Source organism: Paenibacillus cremeus (assembly GCF_007786445.1).
GTDB lineage: Bacteria > Bacillota > Bacilli > Paenibacillales > NBRC-103111 > Paenibacillus_G > Paenibacillus_G cremeus.
This window is the reverse complement of sequence record NZ_VNJI01000032.1, coordinates 1-19615: the sequence shown is the minus strand read 5'-3', so window position 1 is coordinate 19615 and position 19615 is coordinate 1. Positions and strand designations below refer to the sequence as shown.

Here is a 19615-nt window from a genome sequence, read left to right as displayed (position 1 = left end):
TACTTGTAAAGAAGGTCTCTTCAGGATGGAAGCATGGAAGCGAAATTTGTTGATTTTATGGTTCGGTACGTTTTTCAGCTCGGCGGGCATTGGCATGATTATCCCGTTCCTGCCGTTGTACGTCCAGGAGCTTGGCATCCACGATGTGAAGCAAGCGGCTCTGTGGGCGGCGATGATTTTTGGAATCAATCACGTGATGATCGCGCTGACATCCCCCATGTGGGGCAAATTTTCCGACGTGTACGGGCAAAAGGTGACGATGGTCCGCTCCGGCATCGGATTGTCCATCATTATCGCGGCCATGGGACTGGTCCATACGCCGTTCCAGCTGCTGCTGCTCCGCGCCTTGTTCGGAACGATGGGCGGCTTCTCGACGTGCGCGGTTGCGCTGATGGCGATTGAGACGCCGAAAGCCGAGGTGGGCAAAGCGCTGGGTACGCTGCAGACCGGCCAAGTTTCTGGGCAGCTGCTCGGGCCCTTGCTGGGCGGACTGATGGCGGAGTGGCTCGGAATGCGCAGCTCGTTCTTTTTCACGGGTGCGTTTATTTTTATCGCTACGGTGCTGGTGCTGTTTGGGGTACACGAAACGAGGAAATATGCGAAGTTTAAGTTCTCCGATTTGAAGCGTGCGAAGAACGGGGAACACAAGAACGCTGACGCGGCCAAGCGGCCGAATAAAGTGCAGCTGCACGATGTCATCAAGCGCACACCCGTGATTTTGACCCTGTTCGTGTCGACGTTTCTGATCGCGGCCAGCTTTCAGAGCATCAGCCCGATCATTACGCTGTATGTCAAAAGCATGCATGTCGAGCAGCACGTCGAGATCATTGCAGGGCTGATCTTTGCATCCAGCGCGCTGGGGACGATGATCTCAGCACCGATACTCGGGCGCATCGGCGACCGGTACGGACACTTAACGATACTGCTCTGCAGTCTGCTGCTAATTTCAATCCTGTATATTCCGCAGGCCCGGATTACCGATCCGTGGATTTTGATGGGGGCGCGCTTCTTAAGCGGGTTATGTGTCGGCGGGCTAATCCCTTCCATCAGCTCCTTGCTGCGCAGCTTGACGCCGTCCTCGATTCAAGGCAGCGTCTTCTCCTACAATGCCAGCGCGAATTCGGTCGGCAATGTGCTGGGTTCGTTGTTTGGCGGTATCGTGGCGAGCAATTTAGGCATTCCGGTCGTGTTTTATATTATTTCGGTCGTATTCTTTCTCCATTTTGTAATGCTGGGGATTCAGGCGAAGCGGATCAATCAATCGCGCAAACAGGTGGAGTCCGCAACATAAAAAAGCGGCGATGCAGTGCAGTTCGGGATGAACGCTGCTCGCCGCTTTTTTTTGCCTGGATGGAGGTGGTGCTTACTTGCGTGTTATCTGTAACAGCCAGCTGTCCGTGCGGTTCAAGGTCAGTGTTCTTCTCGTGCGGTTGACGACCGAAACGGCCAAGAAAAGGATGACAGCATCGCCGGTCGTGTTATTGAACAGCACTTTATTCGGGCGCAAATCGCCGAAGCCGCCGCGGGCACGGAAGGTTCCTGTCGAAGGCAGCGCTTTGACGACAAATTCGAAGCCATCGTTCGAAACAAGAAAGTTGACCCGGTTCAAGATAAGCTTTTGGCCTTTTGCGACCGTGATGGTTATGATTTGCAGGTCCTTGCTTTTGCCGGCGCCTACAGCGATCATGTTTTTACCGCCTACAATTCCATTCAACTGAAGCATATTCTATCACCTCCATTTGGTAGCGTCTTATACTATATTCATAGTTTTGGAGATTGAAACGGCGCCAGCAGTGTACCTTATGGTAAAATAGGGTAATAGTTTCTAATTCGAAGAGAGGCAGGGATGAGGGATATGAAACCGATTACACTTGGAATGGTCGGCTGTGGGCAAGTTAGCAACCGTTATTTTGAAATGGCGGCCAAGCTGGAAGGGGTACGGTTTGCTGCGACTTGTGCAAGGAGGCTGGATAGCGCGCAGGCCAAAGCCGAAGCCTACGGCGTACCGCGCTGGTACGACGATTACCGCGAGATGATGGATAAGGAGGAGCTGGATGCTGTCGTCGTTACGACGCCGCATTCCGTCCATGCGGAGCCGGTGCTCGCCGCGCTGGAGCGGGGCTTGCATGTGCTGAATGAGAAGCCGATGGCCACCTCCTTCGAGGATTGTTCGCGTATGGTGACGCTGGCGGAGGAGAAGGGCGCGATTTTTATGAGCCTGCCGTTCGATCTGAATCCAGCTTTCTTGGCTGCTTCTGAGTTTGTCGATGAGCGAGTGATCGGTAAAATCACCGGCGCCGAAGCGCAGCTCTCCTTGCCCGGACCGCCGCGGGATAATTGGTATTACAACAAAGCAATCGCCCATGGCGGAGCGATGATGGATTGTATGGTATATCCGGTCAGCCGATTGATCGCGCTGCTGGGGCCTGCCGTTAGCGTCATGGCTGAGGTGAATACGCTGATTCCGAAGCGGATTGTCGGGGGAGGCAAGCGCGTCCAGAGCGATGTGGATGACAATGTGACCCTGATCGTCGAGTTCGCAGGCGGTCAGCATGCCGTCATTCGCACATTATGGGGGATGTCCTTCAAGCAAAATAACACCTTGATCTACGGGCGCAGCGGCACGATCGCCTTGAATGACAGCGGGCTTCCGCTCGTGATCCATTCGCCGGGACAAGCGATACCGGATGCCGAGCAGGTTAGTTGGCGCGGGATGAACGAGTGCTATGTGCCGCATGAGAAAATCGCGTCCATCCCGACAGAGGATTACATAACGCATTTCGTCCGCTGCCTTCGCGCCGGGGAGCAGCCTGTCCAGTCTGGACGTCAGCAATTGCACGTGCACGAAATTCTCTTCGGTGCATACCGCTCGGCGGAATCCGGTGAGCGATATACGCTGACCACAACGTTTACACCGTGGGCGAAGCTGAAGCCTTCGATTTTTGATACGCGCAGCGAGTATATTTGAGCGACACCACCCGCAGATTATGGTAATATAGTGTTATGCACACGTGCACAATTGCATAATATCAACGAAAGCGGGCGGAGTTGAGCGTATGAATATTCTAATTTTAGGCGGTACCGGTGTAATCAGCAGTCAAATCTCGCAGCAGCTGATGGAAGCGGGTCATCAAGTCACCATTTTTAACCGGGGCTCGAAAAAGCTGCCGCAAGCCGAGCGCTACGAATGGTTAATTGGCAGCAGATCCGATACAGCGGCGTTCCAAGCCTTGATGGCTGAGCGCTCGTTTGATACGGTCATCGATATGATCAGCTTTACCGCTCAGGATGCTCGGATGACGGTGGACACGTTCCGCGGGCGTACAGGGCAGTTCATTTTCTGCTCCACGGGAGCGGCTTATAAACGGCCTTTCCGCACTACACCAGTGCAGGAGGATGCGGAAGTTCTGTTCGATGATCCAGCCTTCCCGTATGCGTATGAGAAAGCGTTGATGGAGCAATATTTGCAGCAGGTCATTCAAGCGGAGGGCCTTGCGATCACGATCATTCGTCCGTCGCTGACCTACGGGGTTGGCGGTGCGAATCTGGGAATCTTGCGCCAAAATTATAATATCGTCCATCGGATTCGCAACGGATTGCCGCTCTTGATGTTTGGAGACGGGAAGCTTCCTTGGAGCTTTACTTTTGCGCCTGATTTGGCCAAAGCGTTCGTTGGGGCCGTTGGAAACGAGCGGACCTTTGGTCAAGCGTACCATGTGACAAGCGAAGAAAATCGAGTTTGGGATGATCTCTATCTGGAGTTCGGACGTGTTCTGGGCGTGGAGCCGAAGATCGTGCATATTCCGACCGAGCTTCTGATGAAAGCGGATGCCAGCTTGTTCGCTCATCTGCATTATGAAAAAAGCTACGCAGGCTTGTTCGACAATTCGAAGATTAAGCGCGATGTGCCATCCTTTGAAGTATCGATTTCTCTCAACGAAGGCCTGCGGATGATGCTGGACTGGTATGAGCGCGACGGCCACACGGTAGATGAGGGAAAAATGCAGCTGGAGGACCGTTTCGCAGCCGTTCATTCCGAGTGGGTGCGTCAGATGGAAGCGTTTGGAGTGTAGGAGCACCGTGTGTCTCCAAGGGAAAGGGCCTTACATGTTAGCCTTGGCTAAGATGTAAGACCCTTTGTTTGTTCAGAGGCCCGCCTCATCCTTCATAAGCAGGACAACAGGGCAATGATCGCTACCGGTCACATGCGCATCAATCTGTGCGTCCGTCAAGCTGGGAGCCAAGCGAGCCGAGCAGAGGAAGTAATCAATCCGCCATCCGACATTTCGTTCGCGCACCTTGGGCATATTAGACCACCAGGTGAACGCATCGGTACGATCCGGATAAAAGTGCCTGAAGCTGTCGAGAAAGCCGCTGTCCAGCAGCTGCGTCATTTTCTCTCGTTCTTCCGTTGTAAAGCCGGAATTGCCTTTGTTGGACTTGGCGTTCTTGAGGTCGATCTCTTGGTGCGCCACATTTAAATCCCCGCAAACAATGACCGGCTTGATAGCGTCCAGCTGCTGAAGGTAGGCACGAAACCGGTCCTCCCACACCAATCGATAGTCAAGCCTCGATAGATCGCGTTTGGCATTCGGAGTATAGACGGTAATCAAGTAAAAGGCTTCGAATTCCAGCGTAAGGATTCGCCCCTCGGGCTCCTGATCTTCCTCGATCCCGTACCGGACTGAAATCGGCTTGATTTTTGTAAACACGGCGGTGCCGGAATAGCCCTTTTTGATGGCGTAATTCCAGTATTGGGAATACTCCTCGCCGATCTCCAGCGTGATTTGCCCCTCTTGCAGCTTCGTCTCCTGAACGCAGAAAATATCCGCGTCCGTCTGCGCAAAATACTCGGTAAAGCCTTTATTGACACAGGCTCTCAGTCCGTTCACATTCCAAGAAACCAGCTTCATGATCGTTGTTCTCCTATTCCTTTGTAAAATGCAGTTTGTCCCGTTTCCATCGCCCAGCGCTGGTTGCCATAATCGTAATGCCACCATTCGTTCTCATAATTAGCGAAGCCTGCGGAGGTCATAGCGTGGTACAGCAGCCTTCGGTTGTCCCGGATCTGCAGCTCCCTCTCATCGGGCTCGCTGAGCTGCTCGAACCATGTCGTTTGGGCCTTCACCGTGAAGTCGTCAAAATCCGTCCCCATGTCAAGCCAGCCGCTAGCGGTTCCAATCGTTAAATCGACTGCGCCTCCGGTCATATGCGGAGAAGGAGTTTCGATATTAGGCGAAGGATAAGCGACGTATTTCGCTACTTCTTTTGCCACTTCCTCTTCCGAACGGAACTCGCCTCTGGCTTCGATATCCCGCTTGATCATGCGATACAGCTCCAGCTGCACCTCATACGGCCGGTAGCCGTCCAGCACGACGAAGAAGTGTTCATCCGGCAGGTGCTTTGCCGCTTCGATTAGCTTCGTTACAACGCTCTCGCGCAGGAAACAATCGGCTAAGGCTCCGGCTATATTCGTCTGATGGTAAAACGGATACACTTGAATTTTCGGAGAGAGTCCGGTTAACGAGATTAGCGGCTCGCCGCATTCCTGGATGGGAAGCGTCCGATAGTTTCCCTTTGGAGAAGGGTGGGGCGCAATGGGCTTTGGCTTCATGTTTAACGCACCTTTTTCATGTAATTTGTTTCTACTATTTTCATGGTATAGTTTAGCAATTTTTAATATATTGGCTTTCAAGTTTCGACTGCATCCTGCAAGCTCGTCCTGCTATAGTTATTTCAAAGTATACTGATGAACGGGGCGTGAATGCAATGTTCGTGTTTATGTACACAAATCTAGAGGGGTTAAAGGTGTACCGCGAAAGCAAGGAAGAAATGGTGGCTTACAACGAATCGTTCAGCGATTACCGGATTCAGGTACAGGTGCAGCCGTATGAGATCCGGTCCGGAGAAAGCGAAGGTACGCTGTACAAGTTTAAAGTCAGAGGCGCCAGATAGCGTGAGAGGAAGGTCCCGAGCTTCGGGACTTTTTGTTTTTGTCTCAAGATTTGTTGTCTTTACAGAAGGAACATATGTTTGGTAAAATTATGAAATCATGGTAAATGGGCAGGGATGAATGGTACAGTGGAACTAAAATTCGTCGATAAAATCAATGCTTGGCTGGGCTCGCATGCTTCGCTAAGGCTCCTGCAGATGTCGGCTTTTATTCGCAGCATTTGTCAGGGGATTGCCGTCGTTGTGATGAGCCTCTATCTGAAGGAGCTGGGCTGGAACGCTGGCGCCGTCGGGGGACTGCTGGTCGCAAGCGGCGTGTTTAGAACCGTTGTTACCTCGTTCGCAGGGGAGCTGGTCGCGCGGCTCGGCTCGAAGCGGTACTTGCTGCTTTTTGAAGCACTTACGGCAGCCGCGGCGCTGCTCATCACGTTCACCACCAACACCATCGCTCTATGCGCAGCGGTCATTGTGGCGGGCTTTGGCATGGGGCATACCGGCTCCGGCGGCCCAATCTCGCCGATCGAGCGCAGATGGCTTGGCGCATTCGCGCGAAAGAACGCAGACCATATCTATGGCATGAACGCGCTGCTCGGCTACTGGGGGCTGGGGATCGGATCTTTGCTTGCCGGAACAACTCCCATCCTGCACCAATGGCTGCCAGGAGTGAATGCATACAGGCCGCTGTTTGCCGTGATTGCACTGTTCTCGCTGTGTGCCATGGCCGTTTTGCTGAAGGTAACCGGTGGCGAGCGGAAAAAACCGCAGATGGAAGAGACGAAGGGTGCGGCGGGACCTGTTGAAGCTGTGGCGGTGCAAGCTGCACCTGCTCAAAGATGGAGTCTGAGGAGCTTCATCGGGTGGGGCATTGTGGTGGCCATTGCGATTGGTCTATGGCTTTCGCTGCGGCAGCATATGCCTCCACTTTGGTCAGCGCTGCTCCCGGTTTTTTTATTCTGCTTCTTAATTCTGGGGACGCTTATACGGGCTTCGTTCGGCCCCCGCGACCAGCTGCTAACACTCGTGAATTTATTTAACAGCATCGCTGTGACGTTAGCCAGCACCATGTCGTCCTATTGGCTGGCGGCCCGATTCGGTGCATCGACCTCGATGATCGGATTGGTCATTTCGGCTTCCTATCTCATGACAGGCTTGACCTCGCTCGCAGTGATCCGCGCATCGAAGCGCTACGGCTCCGTGAAGCCGGTTGTAGGCTTGCAATTGGCGGGAATCGCATGCGTCCTTGTAATGCCTTGGGTGCCTTGGTTCCTAGGCGCGGCAGTCTTATATATTTGCTGCACCATGTTTAACCTGGGTACGAGAGGGAGCCGCTCTGTAGTCATGAACATACAGCGCAGCGCGGGGAGCCGGAATTGGCAGAGTAGACTCACATCTTTTATGCTTCGGCTGGGCGTCGTACTGTGGCCGGGCGCTTTCGGGCATATGATCGAGGGTGGAGCCTTCGTGCTGCCGTTCTATATCGCAGCGACAGTACAGACCGTGTCTACTGTATGGTTCGGCCAAGCGCAGAAGCTGCAGCAGGTTGAAATCCAGCGGTAAGCGCAGTACCATTAAGCTTGTTCAAGCTGGACAATTGACAAGACAGGAGTGCCATACCTATGGCTAATGTTAGCTTTATTTATGCTCATCCGGATGATGAGACGTTTCTGAGTGCTGGCTTCATTCGGCAGCTTGCCGATGCAGGCCATCCGCCCTCGATGCTGCTTTCGACCAGAGGAGACGCGGGGAACAAGAACGGCGACTATATACATTGGTCCCGTGAGCAGCTAGGCGAGCTTCGAGAGCGTGAGATGAGCCGTGCCGCGGAGATTTTGGGACTCGCCGAAGTAGAGTATCTCGGGCTGCCGGACGGCAAAACCGCCGAAGCGGACGAGAGCACGTTTTTAGAGGGTGTCATTCGGTTCATCAATCACCATCGTCCTCGAACGCTGGTGACGTTCCCCTTGGATGGCGGCAATCGTCATCCCGATCATATGGCCATCTCGCGAATGACAACGAAAGCTGTGCTGAGCGGGCGCTGCCCGTCGGTTGAGCAGTTGTACTACATCATGTCCGCTGCATTAGCTGAGGAGGGACGCAAGCCCACCTTTCAATTGGATGTGGAGAGGCAATGGAGTATGAAGGCGGATGCTTTACGTGCCCATGATTCACAGAAGCTGGCGATAGGACGGTATTTCGGCCCGTTGGATACATTCCCTGAGAATCGGCGATATGAGTCATTTATTTTAGCTTGGGAGCTGGGGGAGATCTGGCCGGAGAAGGATGCGGAGCAAGCTCTTCGGGAGCTGGATTTATTGCAGGAAAATTAGTTTGACCGCTGAAGTGCGCCAGAGTGTAATTATTCCAATTCGTGTGAGTCAAGCGATGCTGGGGAGGAGTTATCGTATGCGCTATGTAGACAGCTGCTTTTCAGAAATAGAAGTGCGGAGGGATATAGCTTTCACGGAGGCGGTTAACAATCTGGGAGAGCTTGAGAAGCTGAAGCTGGATGTTTATATGCCTCAAGGTGATACACTGGAGCGCAGACCTGCGATTCTGTGGGTTCATGGCGGCGGGTTTCGGCCAGGGAATGACAAGAGCCAGAGTTATATCGTGACCTTTGCTGAGCGGTTCGCCCAGAAGGGATATGTATGCGTTTCTGCGGATTACCGGGTGAGAGAGCAGCCGGGGGACGATTTCCAAGGGACGATGTCGGATGCGCTAGCCGATGTGACCCAAGCCTTGGAGTGGATTCGAGCCAATGGCAGCCAATACGGGATAGACACGGAGCGGCTATTCATAGCTGGAGGCTCAGCCGGCGGAATGATCAGTGTGAATTTGTGCTATGGTGACGGCTCCTATGGTACTCAGGCCGACCTAAGCGGTGTGATCGGGATGTTAAATCTTTGGGGTACCCCTGGGAATTTGAAGCTGGCTCTGCATTCCGGCAGCATTCCTGTCCTTACCGTACATGGAACAGCGGATCAGCTGGTCAGTATAGAGAACAGCTACCGATTGATTGAGCAGCTCAAGCATGCCGGCGTGCCGCACGTCTTTATTCCGTTGGAGGGGGCACCCCATACCCCAGTGAAGCATGTGGACGAGCTGGATGAGGCGTTTTCTCAGTTCTTGCATGGCATATTGGCCAAGCTTTGAAGCTCGACTGCAGATGGCAGTCTTCGTTCGGGTTAGCGTCGTTTGACTAATGGCCAGCCGACCACAGCGAGAAGCAAGGCTAACAGGATGAAGCCCAGGGCCATCCAATACGGGTTTAAGCTCAAACTATCCACGAACATCTTGATCCCCTTTATATGTCTAGATCACACAATCTTCACAAGATTCGTGATGGATTTGACTTTTGGGGCTGTATATGCATATTGTAAAATTTTCCTCCAATCGTTTCTCTACCGTCTGCTGAAGCAGGCGGTTTTTCGTATGGAATGGAACCGCTTCAAAAGTCTTAGGAACAGGTATCTCTCTATGATATAGTGGAAAGAATGAATAATCCGTACGGAGGAAATTAGTCATGAACTCTAACGCATTCCATTCGATAGAATATGAGCTCGCTTTGCTGGTACGCTTGGCTACCTCTTATAGTCCTAGACCGGGAGGTCTGGACCGCTCGGAGTACTTGCTGCTGTGTGAATTAAGCGAGAGAGGGCCGATAGGCATCAACGAGGTCGCAGAGCTGTTATTGCTGAACATTTCAACGGCTAGCAGACAAGTAGCCACATTGGAAAAGAAGAACTATATCACACGATATCCCGATCCCACAAACGGTAGAATCAGCCTTTTACAAATCTCTCCCGAAGGGAAGAGCATGCTGGATGCCATGCGGGCCGTCCGCTCACGTGCCTATGAAGAAATTTTTAAAGACTGGTCCTCGGACGAAGTCCATGATTTGACAAGCAAGCTGGGACGACTGAACAGAGATTTGAAGCGTTGGAGGAAATAGGGCTTCCATGGGGCGTTGTCACAAAATATTAAAAATTTAGTTTCACACTACAACTTGTTTTATTGCACTAAAGTTGTATAATACAAGTTGTATATAGCAATGGACGATTTCACGGCCGATCTTAATCGAGTGAACGGAAACGGATAAGCAAGTCGATTAAGCTGAACTTCCGCATCAGAAACCGCCCTAGTAGATCCACAGCAAAAATTGATGACCCCTATCGGAAGGATGATCGTGATGAAAAAGCACAAGAAAAAAGCAGGAACCAAGAAAAACAAACCGTTTTCAATGAATTATGCGAATCCGAGGATGGCGGCTCCGGATCCGACGCGCAAATGGGAAAACACTTCGCCCGAAGCCCAAGGATTCCATTCCGGCCGATTGCTCCAGCTGTTTGAAACGCTGCCTGAGCGCCATGTACGCAGTATTGTGATCGTTCGAAACGGTTTCGTTGTCGCCGAAGCCTCCGATAATGAGGTATCGATCGAAGCCCCGCAGCTGGCATATTCTTTGACGAAGAGCATCCTGTCTGCGCTAGTCGGCATCGCGATTTCGGAGAAGAAGCTGCATCTCGATCAGAAATTGAGCTATTGGTTCCCTCAGCTTGCTGGGGAAGCGAAGGGGGAGATTATGATTCGCCATTTGCTCACCATGACCTCAGGACTGGAGTGGTACGATTGGGATAATTCCTCGTCCGAGCAAATGATGTATTCCTCCGATTGGATCGAGGCAGTGCTGAAGCATCCGGTGGCCTGTGAGCCAGGCTCGAGGTTTAATTACAGTAATGGGGATACGCATTTACTGGCGGTCATTTTGGAAATGGCCATCGGGCTGCCATTGTTAGAGTATGCCCAAACTAAGCTATTCAAGCCGCTGGGCATCTCAGATGTGGAGTGGGCTGTCGACCCGCAAAATCATCATATCGGCAGCTGGGGAACGAAATTGACCGTACATGACATGGCAAAAATGTATCAGCATGGCGGCACGTGGAACGGTCGGACAATCATACCTTTTCAATGGATTAACGAGAGCTTAACCCCAAAAACAGGAACCTATAGTGCTGATGGCTCGCTGCTTTTATACGGCAATCTGTGGTGGATGAGAGCACTCAAAAATGTTCCTTTTAAAACCTACTACGCCTGTGGGGCCTTTGGGCAAAGAATTTATGTCGTACCCGATTTGAAGCTGATTGTAGCGATGACTGCCCATTCCTCAGATGTCAATATGCCGGATCTAGTGCTTGAAGGGGTCATTCAATCGATTATGTTAAATAGCGGCACCATTTCAAGGATAGTGTAACCCAATGAAAAATTAGTATGCTCACACCAAAAAGCCTCCAAATCTAACGGCAGCAAGCCGTAGACTTGAAGGCAATTTTTTTTACAACGCGTTGTGCTAGTTAAAGCAGCAGCATGCCGGCAATCCCGGCAACGATACCGATGACAACGACGGAGGCCGCGACGAACCAAAGCACTTTGGCTGGGAACGAACGGGAAACCATAAGCAGCGACGGCAGGCTCACAGACGGCAGCGTCAGCAGCAGGGCTGATGCGGGACCCGTGCCAAGACCGAACGACATCATCGTTTGTACGATGGGAATCTCCGCGGCCGTTGGAATGACGAACAGCATCCCAGCGATTGCAAACCCAATAATCGCGATGAGGCTATTAGAGGCAGCTTCGCCAAGGTGCGGGAACAGCCAAGCCCGTGCAGCGCCAAGCAATAGAACGGCAAGAATATACGCCGGAACGATATGCAGGAGCATCGACCAGATGCTCCGTCCCCAACGGGACAAGAAGGAGCCGGTGTGCTCTTCTTGTATGGCTTCTTCCGCAGGCTGGGTTACTTCCTTAGGCAGCTCGGCGTTTCCAGCATAGCGGTTTGCAAGGTAGCTGACACCGAACGTAAGCAGAAGCCCGAAAACGAGACGCAGCACCGTGAACTTCCACGATAGGACGAAGCCCATGAAAATCAAGGTAGCCGGATTGATCGTCGGATTCCCAAGCCAGAAGGCGAGACAGGTCCCGACGGAAACGTTCTTTTTGCGCAAGCCGACCGCCAGTGGGGCCGCGCAGCAGGTGCACATCATGCCGGGGATCGAGGCCAAGCCGCCGATGGCGGTACTGCGGAAATTGGCCCGCCCGAGTACACTCAACAGCCATTGCGTAGGAATCAGCACTTGCACGAGCGAGCCGAGCAAAATGCCTAACACCGCCGCTTTCCAGACGGAGTTATAGTACGCTTTTGTATACTCCCACGCGGAAGTCCAGGACGGTGCAGGGGCTTCCGGATTTTTGCCGGACACAATGGAGGCGCCGATCGAGTGCTTGACCGCTGCATCCATCGCTTTGTTGTAGTACGGGTACCATTTGACATAAGACAACCCGGCAATCGCAATCAGCAGGAAAATAATGACGCTTAGAATGACTTTCTTGGGATGGCTCTGCTTCCCAGCAAGCCCAGTGGAATGTGACATGACTTCCTCCATTAATTATGTGATCGGGAAACTAGGAAATATATATTTTATCATACACCAACCTGTAGGATGAATGCCAGAACCTTATCCATAGGAGATGAGGGATACGATTAGTACCATTCCTTTTTCTCATGAAGGGTTTTGTAAGAATTTGTAGAATATTCTATTTGAATTTATTATAGATATCCAGGATTGGATGAAGGGGATTTAGCCATGCACCCAAAGCTCCAGGAATTAATCAATAGTTTGGAAACGATTCAGCAGTCCAGCGTGGAGGATTTGAACTTATTCGTCTTAGACATGGACAAGGTGGTTGCAAAGCTGCCAGGAAGAAGGATCAATCTTGCGTTTGAAGTGGGGGATCATTTTGATGGAAAGCTCAAAGGCAGTGTAACCCATACCTCCAAGCTCCGAGGGGAAATCGTTCGGCAGGAGCGGGGACCGGAGTTTTTGGGCATTGCTTATGTGGCGACAAGCGTACCTGTGTACGATGGGAACGAAGTGGTCGGCTTCTTCACAGCCGTGGCTTCCAATGAGAAGGCGGATGTGATTCAAAAGAGCGCTGATCGACTGGCGGAATCAGTCGATGAAGCGGCGGCTTACACGGAGCAAATGACCGTTGCATCGCAGGAAGTCGCGGAGCAAATTCAAGGCGTGCTTCAGGATTCCCATTTGTTAAACGAGAATATCAAGCATGTGACATCCATCCTTTCTTTCGTCGAAGAAGTAGCTTCGCAATCCCATTTGCTTGGACTCAATGCAGCCATTTTAGCGGCTAGAGCAGGGGAGCATGGGATGGGCTTTAATGTGGTCGCGACTGAAATTCGGAAGATGGCCGACAATAGTAAAAGCGCCGTATCCAACATTTCCACGATTTTGCACGAGATTCAAAAATATATCGTGAATATCGATGCTTCAATCGGACGCATGTCAACGTTTACGCAAGAGCATGCCGCAAGCATGGAAGAGCTGAGCGCCTCGTTCGAGCAGATCGATAAGACGGCACATGATTTGGCTGCGGTCTTGAACAAAACCCGATAGTGATGATACATAATCCCTGTTAGCCCGCCGAACTGGCGGGTTTTTTGCTGTTTTTTCATGGTGCAGTAGGATTCAACTAAGCTTACACCTCTAAACCCTTGCGCACCAACGGTTTCGCGCCTCAGTAGCAATTTTTAATACCCTGCATCTAAAGTGATGATTCTTAGCAGCCGGCCTGGAGAATATGCAATAGTGAAAGCGCAATCTCAGGAATGCGGCTCTTCAAATCACGACAGAAAAAAGGAGGGGGGAGACGGTGAGAGGTCGTGCGAGCGTATTTTCGACGGTCAACGGGCTGCTGTTTATGGTGACCGCGATCGTGATGCTGTACCCGATGTGGCACGAGCTGTGTTTGTCGTTTAGTTCCATGGAAGAGGCCATGCGGGGCGGGATCTTTTACCTCCCAAGGGGATTCACGGCGGCGGCGTATGATCGGGTGGTTCATTCCAAGTATTTGTGGCTCGCGTACCAAAATAGTATTTTTATCACCGTTGCTGGAACGGTTGTGAGCGTGTTCCTGACCTCAACGACGGCGTATCCGTTATCGAAGCAGGATTTGCCGGGGCGCAAAGGCTGGTTGGTGTACCTGCTGTTCACGATTTTGTTCAGCGGCGGCATTATCCCAACGTACTTGCTGGTCAAAAGCCTGGGGCTCATCAATTCGCTCTGGTCGCTGATCGTCCCCACGGCCATCTCGGCGTTCAACGTGATCGTGATGCTCAGCTTCTTTCGCACGCTGCCTGCGGAGCTGGAGGATTCGGCGATGATGGATGGCGCGAATGTGCTGCGCATCTTTTTCTCGATTGCGCTGCCGTTATCCAAGCCGGTGCTGGCGACAGTCGCGCTTTGGGAGGCGGTTGGACTGTGGAACAACTATTTGTACGCTTTGTTCTATTTGAATGACAAGAGCAAGTACGTGCTGCCGATCTTGCTTAAAGACATCATCCGCGGACAGGAGCTGGCCCAGACAACAGGCGAGCTGACAGGCTCCTCGACGGAATCGGTGATCGCCGCAACGATCGTCCTTGCTGTGCTTCCGATCGTGTGCGTCTATCCGTTTTTGCAAAAATATTTTGTTAAAGGCACATTGATCGGCTCGGTCAAGTCATAAACTTTAAAGGAGGCTTGTTCCATGAAACCTATGAAACCCAAGGTCAAAACCATCATCGCCTGCACCTCCGCTGCACTGCTCGCGCTGGGGGCGGCCGGCTGCAACAGCACTTCGTCCTCAGCCACGCCGCAGCCCACGAAACAGCCGGAGGCCAAAAGCAGTGAACCCGCACCGGCAGCAACGCCAGCTAAGGTCGATAAGGTGACCTATAATATTTTTCGAAGCTTTAATGCACCGGAGTATCCGGCTGACGGCGGGCCGGCCAAGCCTATCGTGCTGGACGCGATGGACAAAGCGGGCCTCAAAGGCATTGACTACAAGGTCACGCTGGCCTCCGGCGACGAGTATTACCAGAAGCTCAATCTGCTGGCTGCCTCGGGTGAGCTCCCCGACATGTTCAATGTCAATATTCCGACGATGAGCCGGTTCGCCGACGAAGGGCTGATCATTCCGCTCGATGATTTGATCAAAGATATGCCCAACATTCAAAAGGTGATCAAGCAGGAGGATATCGAAACGCTCCGCTACAAAGGCAAGCTCTACGCGCTGCCTGTCGGCTTCCGTCCGGAAGCGTTCAACGGTCCGAACATCAGCGGCTTTGTCATCCGCAAGGATTGGCTCGACAGCTTGGGGCTCAAAGAGCCGAAAACGCTAGATGAGCTGCACGACGTGCTCAAGGCGTTTACATTCAACGATCCGGACAAGAACGGCAAGAAGGACACCTACGGACTCTCCACGACCAAAATGAAATCGAATACGACGGAGCCGCCGAATTTTAGCGCGATTTTCGGTTCTTATGGCATCATTCCGACGTTCTGGCATGAGCGCGGAGGGGTGCTGAAGCAGGGCATGGTGCTGCCGGAAACGAAGCAGGTGCTGCAGCTGCTGCAAAACTGGTTCAAGGAAGGCATTATCGACCCCGACTTCCCGATTATGGAGACGAAGCAGCTTCAGGAGAAGGTCATCAACTCGAAGGTGGGCGTGTTTGAAGGCAGCGCCTTTGACGGCGATCCGAAGCAAGCGCTCAACAGCTCCCTGCTTAAGGCGAATCCAAGCGCGAAACTGCTCGTTATTGAACCGCCGACCGGACCGAACGGGAAGAAAGGCTGGGCGGAGAGCTCGCCGTCGTATAACGATATGCGGGCGATTTCCAGCAAGGTGAAGGATCCAAAGCGGCTGCTGCAGATGGTCGATTGGGCGGTAGGGCCGGGCTTCAACCTGGTGACGTACGGCGAGGAAGGGAAAGATTTTACCTTTGATAAAGACAAAAACAAGATCGATATGAAGGTCGAATCGTACTCCGAATTGTATAAAAAAGGCTTTTCCAACCCGATTCGCTTCCTGCAAGTTGTTGACCGGCGCTGGATGGCGGACGATGCGATCAAGGGCATGGTGCTGTCCAACGATCCGAAAAACCTGATCAAAAACGAGTTCTGGAAAACGACGCAAGCGATGATCGACCATCCGGATCTGATCACGCTCTGGAACGAATATTATGCGAAAATCATCACCGGCGCATGGTCTGTCGACAAGTTCGATGAGTTCGTTCAGAAGTATTACCAGCAGGGTGGCAGCGACATCGAAAAGCAAGTCAACGACGAATGGAAAAAGACGAAGAAGTAGCTAGCACTGATGAGGCCTGAAGTGGGCGATCATTAAGGGAGAGCGAGGGCGACCTATGTTCAATAAGCTGCTAACGTCCTATATGGTTACGATCTGTCTGCTCTCCCTGTTGATCGGATCCGTCTACATGGTCTTTTACAGCCACGAGGTTAAAAGCGAGTACGAGCGCTCCACCGCAGAAGCGATGAGCAGCATGTTGTCCCATGCCGATACGCTCGCGAGCAATATCGATCAGCTGACATTGCAGCTATCTTTGCTGCCGGAGCTGAGTCCAATGCTGAGCAATCCGTTTCAATACTCGATCCTCCAGTTTGGCAATGTGAAGGAAGCGCTGCGCAATCAAATTACGACCAACAGTATGCTGTACTCGATTTATGTCTATTTCAAGCTGAACAATAAGGTGCTGACCACGAGTGAAGGGCTGTATCCGCTGGATGAATTTTATGATGAGGCTTATGTCAAACGCGCGGATGCGAAGCAGCAGGAGAAGCGGCGGTCTGTGAGAGTGCTGAGCAGTACGGTCGATCGGCAAAATGTAGAGGTCATCACGTGGGGCCGTCCGATCCCGCTCACTTCTAGTGTTCCGCTTGGCAGTCTGATCGTGAATGTGAAGCGGAGCGTATTTTTCGAGGTGCTGTATAATTACGCGAATGTGAGCAGCTCGGATCACGTCTATGTGCTGGATTCCTCCGATTTTCACGTGCTGTCTGGGCCGCCCCTGGAAGATTTGTCGCAGTCGCTGCGGGATTTGGCTGTCCAAAATAAGCTGACCGGTGCTGCCGGTCTTCAGCGGATCGAGCTGGGCGGGGAGGAATTTTTTGCAGGATTCATGAAAGGGGAGCAGTTCGACTGGACAGTGGTGAAGCTGATCCCGTATCACAGCTATGTGGAGGTGCTGCGTGCAAAGCTTGGCGAAGTGATTCGCATCGAGCTCGTCGTGCTGCTGATCGGGTTTGCGCTGGCGTATTTGTTCTCGATGAGGCTGTCCCGTCCTTGGAAGCAGGTGCTAGCTTCGTTCACAGGGGGCGCGCAATCGGCGCGTCTAGCGGATGAGAGCACGCTTGTTAGTGAAGCGATTGCCCGGCTGCTGAAGGAAAATGAGCACATCAAAGGGACGCTCCGGCAGAGCGAGCCAATCATTCGGTACCGCCTGCTGTACGACATGCTGGTGGATAGCCTGGCCTCCCCGGATGTGACGGAGCAGCAGCTGGCGAATATCGGAATCGCTTTTCCACACCGTTATTTTGCTGCGCTCGTTGTTGTGGCGGACCTGCGCAAGTACGAATTTCACGAGGACTATAATCGCATAAAGCTGCTGCTGTTTAGCCTGACTGAAGAGGCGCTCGGCAAAAGGCTGCTGGCGGTCGGTACGATTTTGGATCATATGCATTTCGGGTATGTGCTCAACTTTGAGCAGGGGGAGTGCGGGGACGATTTTGAAGGGGAGCTAAAGCAGCAGCTAAAAGAAGCGGCGGACGAAGTCAATGCGATGGCGCAGACGGATTTCGATTTGACGCTGCAGTTCGCGTTTGGCCGGGTATACGGCAGCTTGACTCAGGTGTATTCCTCCTATGTCGATGCCAAGCGGGCGGCGAATTGGAAAGCGCTGCTGCATGAGCGGGACGTAGTGTTTTTTGGCGACAGTGTGGGGACGGTCCGGTTCGATTATCCGTTGGAATTGCAAAAAGAGCTGATCGCCCGCATTATTACCATCGATCGGACGCAGGCGGATGAGGTACTGACTGACTTTTTCACGCGCTATGTGTATAACCGCAACTACCCTCGGGAGCAGGCGCAGGAGACGATCGTGATGCTGATGAGCTCGATCATCCAGCATTTGTACACGCAGGGCTATGAAATGCCGAGTATCCCTTACAGCTCTAAGCGGGTCGGGGAGTGCAGGAACAGCTCGGAGCTGGAGCGGCTTCTTCGCGAGTGTGTGCATTTGCTTATGGATCAGCTGGAGCAGCTGCAGGGGAAAAAGCATGGCAATGCCTATTTGAAGCAGGCTACCTCGTTTATGGAAGTGGCGTATCACGAGATTGCATCCGTGGCCGAGGTTGCGACGCATGTCGGGATTAGCGTCAGCTATTTGAACAGCTTGTTTCGCACCGAGCTGGGCACCTCACCGCTGGATTATTTGACTAAGGTACGGATCGAGCAGAGTAAGGCGCTTCTCACGGATCGCGGGTATCGTTATTCGCTGCAGGACATTTGCCGTCAAATCGGGTATAACGATGTACAGAGCTTTATCCGTTTTTTCAAAAAGCATGAGAGCATGACCCCCGGGGAATTCCGGAAACGAAAGGAGTGCTCGTTATGAACGCACCCTCCGCGCCTGCAGCCGATGTACCTGCAGCATCGCTGGTCCGCCAGCACCCGCTTCGGAAGCTTGCGCGCAAATACATGTATCATTACGTGCTGCTGCTGCCGGGTATTATCTATTTTTTCATTTTCAAATATGTGCCGATGGGCGGCGTGCTGATTGCCTTTAAGGATTATAAGCTGGCCAAAGGCATTCTAGCCAGTGACTGGGTCGGTATAAAATGGTTCGCGCAGCTGTTCGCTGACAGCGGATTTTGGAACTCGTTTGAGAATACGATTCTGATTAGCTTCTATAAACTGATCTTTGGCTTTCCGGCACCGATAATTATGGCGATACTCCTGAATGAGATTTTTAACAGCACCTTCAAACGGATTATTCAAACGATCATTTATTTCCCGCATTTCTTGTCGTGGGTTGTGCTTGGCGGTGTGCTGTTTACGTTTTTGTCGCCATCGAGCGGCTTCCTGTCCTTGATCGGGCTATCCACCTCACCGCTTACGACACCGGATCAGTTTCGCTCGCTGCTCGTGATCTCTGGGATCTGGAAGGAGGCGGGCTGGGGGACGATCATTTATCTGGCTGCGATTGCAGGGATCAATCCGGAGCTGTTTGAGGCCGCACGGATCGATGGGGCTTCGCGGTTTCATCTGATGCGTCACATTACGCTGCCTTCGATTTTTGGCACGATCGTTGTTCTGCTGATTTTGCGGACGGGGCAAATTTTGTCGGCGGGGTTTGATCAAATTTTCATCCTGTACAATCCCGTGGTTTACAACGTTGGGGACATTATCGATACCTACGTATACCGGGTAGGGTTGACGATGGGGCGGTTTTCGTTCGCGACTGCGGCGGGGCTGTTCCAATCGGTGGCTGGGCTTGCGCTGCTGCTGTTTTCCAACTGGCTGTCTAAGCGGTTTACGGATCAGGCCTTGTGGTGAGTTTTTGTACCTGTATGAAAAAAATCGCCTTATAGCGTGCCGAGCGGGCATGATGCTATAGGGCGATTTGGGTTTAATTAGTTGCTCCTGAAAAAGTCGAATTTGACAAAGTCACTTTTTTGACTACGACTTTTTATATCGAAAAATTACCATGTAATCCCAGTTAGTTGCTCTATTTGATCATTTGAGCCGCTCT

18 protein-coding genes are annotated in these 19615 nt (G+C 52.3%); 14 read left to right on the top strand and 4 right to left on the bottom strand.

Going from position 1 to position 19615, the window contains the following annotated elements:
• Positions 1–25: 25 nt before the first annotated feature.
• Complete coding sequence (locus FPZ49_RS22110; protein WP_144851107.1) at positions 26–1291, top strand: MFS transporter; 1266 nt, start codon at positions 26–28, stop codon at positions 1289–1291.
• Positions 1292–1363: 72 nt separating this feature from the next.
• Here FPZ49_RS22110 and FPZ49_RS22105 read toward each other — a convergent pair whose 3' ends face one another.
• A complete protein-coding gene (locus FPZ49_RS22105; RefSeq protein ID WP_144851104.1) occupies positions 1364–1723 on the bottom strand; it encodes a hypothetical protein in 360 nt (119 codons plus the stop codon).
• A gap of 132 nt (positions 1724–1855) precedes the next feature.
• Between FPZ49_RS22105 and FPZ49_RS22100 the strand changes: the two genes are divergently transcribed.
• Positions 1856–2968 carry a Gfo/Idh/MocA family protein gene (locus FPZ49_RS22100; protein ID WP_186445998.1) on the top strand — a complete coding sequence of 371 codons (1113 nt, stop codon included), beginning with the start codon at positions 1856–1858 and terminating at the stop codon, positions 2966–2968.
• A gap of 88 nt (positions 2969–3056) precedes the next feature.
• On the top strand, positions 3057–4073 hold the full coding sequence (locus FPZ49_RS22095; protein ID WP_144851099.1) for an NAD-dependent epimerase/dehydratase family protein: 1017 nt from the start codon (positions 3057–3059) through the stop codon (positions 4071–4073).
• A 72-nt stretch (positions 4074–4145) separates the two neighbouring features.
• Here FPZ49_RS22095 and FPZ49_RS22090 read toward each other — a convergent pair whose 3' ends face one another.
• Both FPZ49_RS22090 and FPZ49_RS22085 read right to left on the bottom strand, forming a co-directional pair.
• Positions 4146–4913 (bottom strand): exodeoxyribonuclease III, encoded by a 768-nt coding sequence (locus FPZ49_RS22090; RefSeq protein WP_144851096.1) that lies wholly within the window; start codon positions 4911–4913, stop codon positions 4146–4148.
• Positions 4910–5614: a M15 family metallopeptidase gene (locus tag FPZ49_RS22085; protein ID WP_186445997.1), complete on the bottom strand. Its 705-nt coding sequence runs from the start codon at positions 5612–5614 to the stop codon at positions 4910–4912. The genes FPZ49_RS22090 and FPZ49_RS22085 overlap by 4 nt, the downstream gene beginning before the upstream one ends.
• A gap of 194 nt (positions 5615–5808) precedes the next feature.
• Here FPZ49_RS22085 and FPZ49_RS35940 point away from each other — a divergent pair, with 194 nt between their 5' ends.
• The 6 genes from FPZ49_RS35940 to FPZ49_RS22060 all read left to right on the top strand — a co-directional run bounded on the left by FPZ49_RS35940 (position 5809) and on the right by FPZ49_RS22060 (position 11203).
• Positions 5809–5955, top strand: a complete 147-nt coding sequence (locus FPZ49_RS35940) for a hypothetical protein (RefSeq protein WP_222429947.1) — start codon at positions 5809–5811, stop codon at positions 5953–5955.
• Positions 5956–6081: 126 nt separating this feature from the next.
• Entirely contained in the window at positions 6082–7509 is a 1428-nt protein-coding gene (locus FPZ49_RS22080; RefSeq protein WP_186445995.1) for an MFS transporter, read from the top strand.
• 59 nt (positions 7510–7568) lie between these two features.
• Positions 7569–8279, top strand: coding sequence for a PIG-L deacetylase family protein (locus tag FPZ49_RS22075; RefSeq protein WP_144851090.1), 711 nt, complete (start codon positions 7569–7571; stop codon positions 8277–8279).
• A gap of 76 nt (positions 8280–8355) precedes the next feature.
• The gene (locus tag FPZ49_RS22070; protein WP_186445994.1) at positions 8356–9105 is read left to right on the top strand and encodes an alpha/beta hydrolase; all 750 of its coding nucleotides are present in this window, start codon (positions 8356–8358) and stop codon (positions 9103–9105) included.
• Between the two features lie 370 nt (positions 9106–9475).
• Positions 9476–9904 (top strand): MarR family winged helix-turn-helix transcriptional regulator, encoded by a 429-nt coding sequence (locus tag FPZ49_RS22065; RefSeq protein ID WP_144851084.1) that lies wholly within the window; start codon positions 9476–9478, stop codon positions 9902–9904.
• 237 nt (positions 9905–10141) lie between these two features.
• The gene (locus tag FPZ49_RS22060; protein WP_186445993.1) at positions 10142–11203 is read left to right on the top strand and encodes a serine hydrolase domain-containing protein; all 1062 of its coding nucleotides are present in this window, start codon (positions 10142–10144) and stop codon (positions 11201–11203) included.
• A 100-nt stretch (positions 11204–11303) separates the two neighbouring features.
• On the opposite strand, the gene FPZ49_RS22055 is transcribed toward FPZ49_RS22060, so the two are convergent.
• Positions 11304–12380 carry a permease gene (locus FPZ49_RS22055; RefSeq protein WP_144851078.1) on the bottom strand — a complete coding sequence of 359 codons (1077 nt, stop codon included), beginning with the start codon at positions 12378–12380 and terminating at the stop codon, positions 11304–11306.
• Positions 12381–12593: 213 nt separating this feature from the next.
• Here FPZ49_RS22055 and FPZ49_RS22050 point away from each other — a divergent pair, with 213 nt between their 5' ends.
• The 5 genes from FPZ49_RS22050 to FPZ49_RS22030 all read left to right on the top strand — a co-directional run bounded on the left by FPZ49_RS22050 (position 12594) and on the right by FPZ49_RS22030 (position 19419).
• On the top strand, positions 12594–13421 hold the full coding sequence (locus FPZ49_RS22050) for a methyl-accepting chemotaxis protein (protein ID WP_144851075.1): 828 nt from the start codon (positions 12594–12596) through the stop codon (positions 13419–13421).
• A 256-nt stretch (positions 13422–13677) separates the two neighbouring features.
• On the top strand, positions 13678–14532 hold the full coding sequence (locus FPZ49_RS22045; protein WP_144851072.1) for a carbohydrate ABC transporter permease: 855 nt from the start codon (positions 13678–13680) through the stop codon (positions 14530–14532).
• Positions 14533–14553: 21 nt separating this feature from the next.
• Positions 14554–16155 carry an extracellular solute-binding protein gene (locus FPZ49_RS22040; RefSeq protein ID WP_144851069.1) on the top strand — a complete coding sequence of 534 codons (1602 nt, stop codon included), beginning with the start codon at positions 14554–14556 and terminating at the stop codon, positions 16153–16155.
• Positions 16156–16210: 55 nt separating this feature from the next.
• Complete coding sequence (locus FPZ49_RS22035) at positions 16211–18478, top strand: AraC family transcriptional regulator (protein ID WP_144851065.1); 2268 nt, start codon at positions 16211–16213, stop codon at positions 18476–18478.
• Positions 18475–19419, top strand: coding sequence for an ABC transporter permease (locus FPZ49_RS22030; RefSeq protein ID WP_144851062.1), 945 nt, complete (start codon positions 18475–18477; stop codon positions 19417–19419). Before FPZ49_RS22035 ends, FPZ49_RS22030 begins: the two co-directional genes overlap by 4 nt.
• Positions 19420–19615 lie beyond the last annotated feature (196 nt).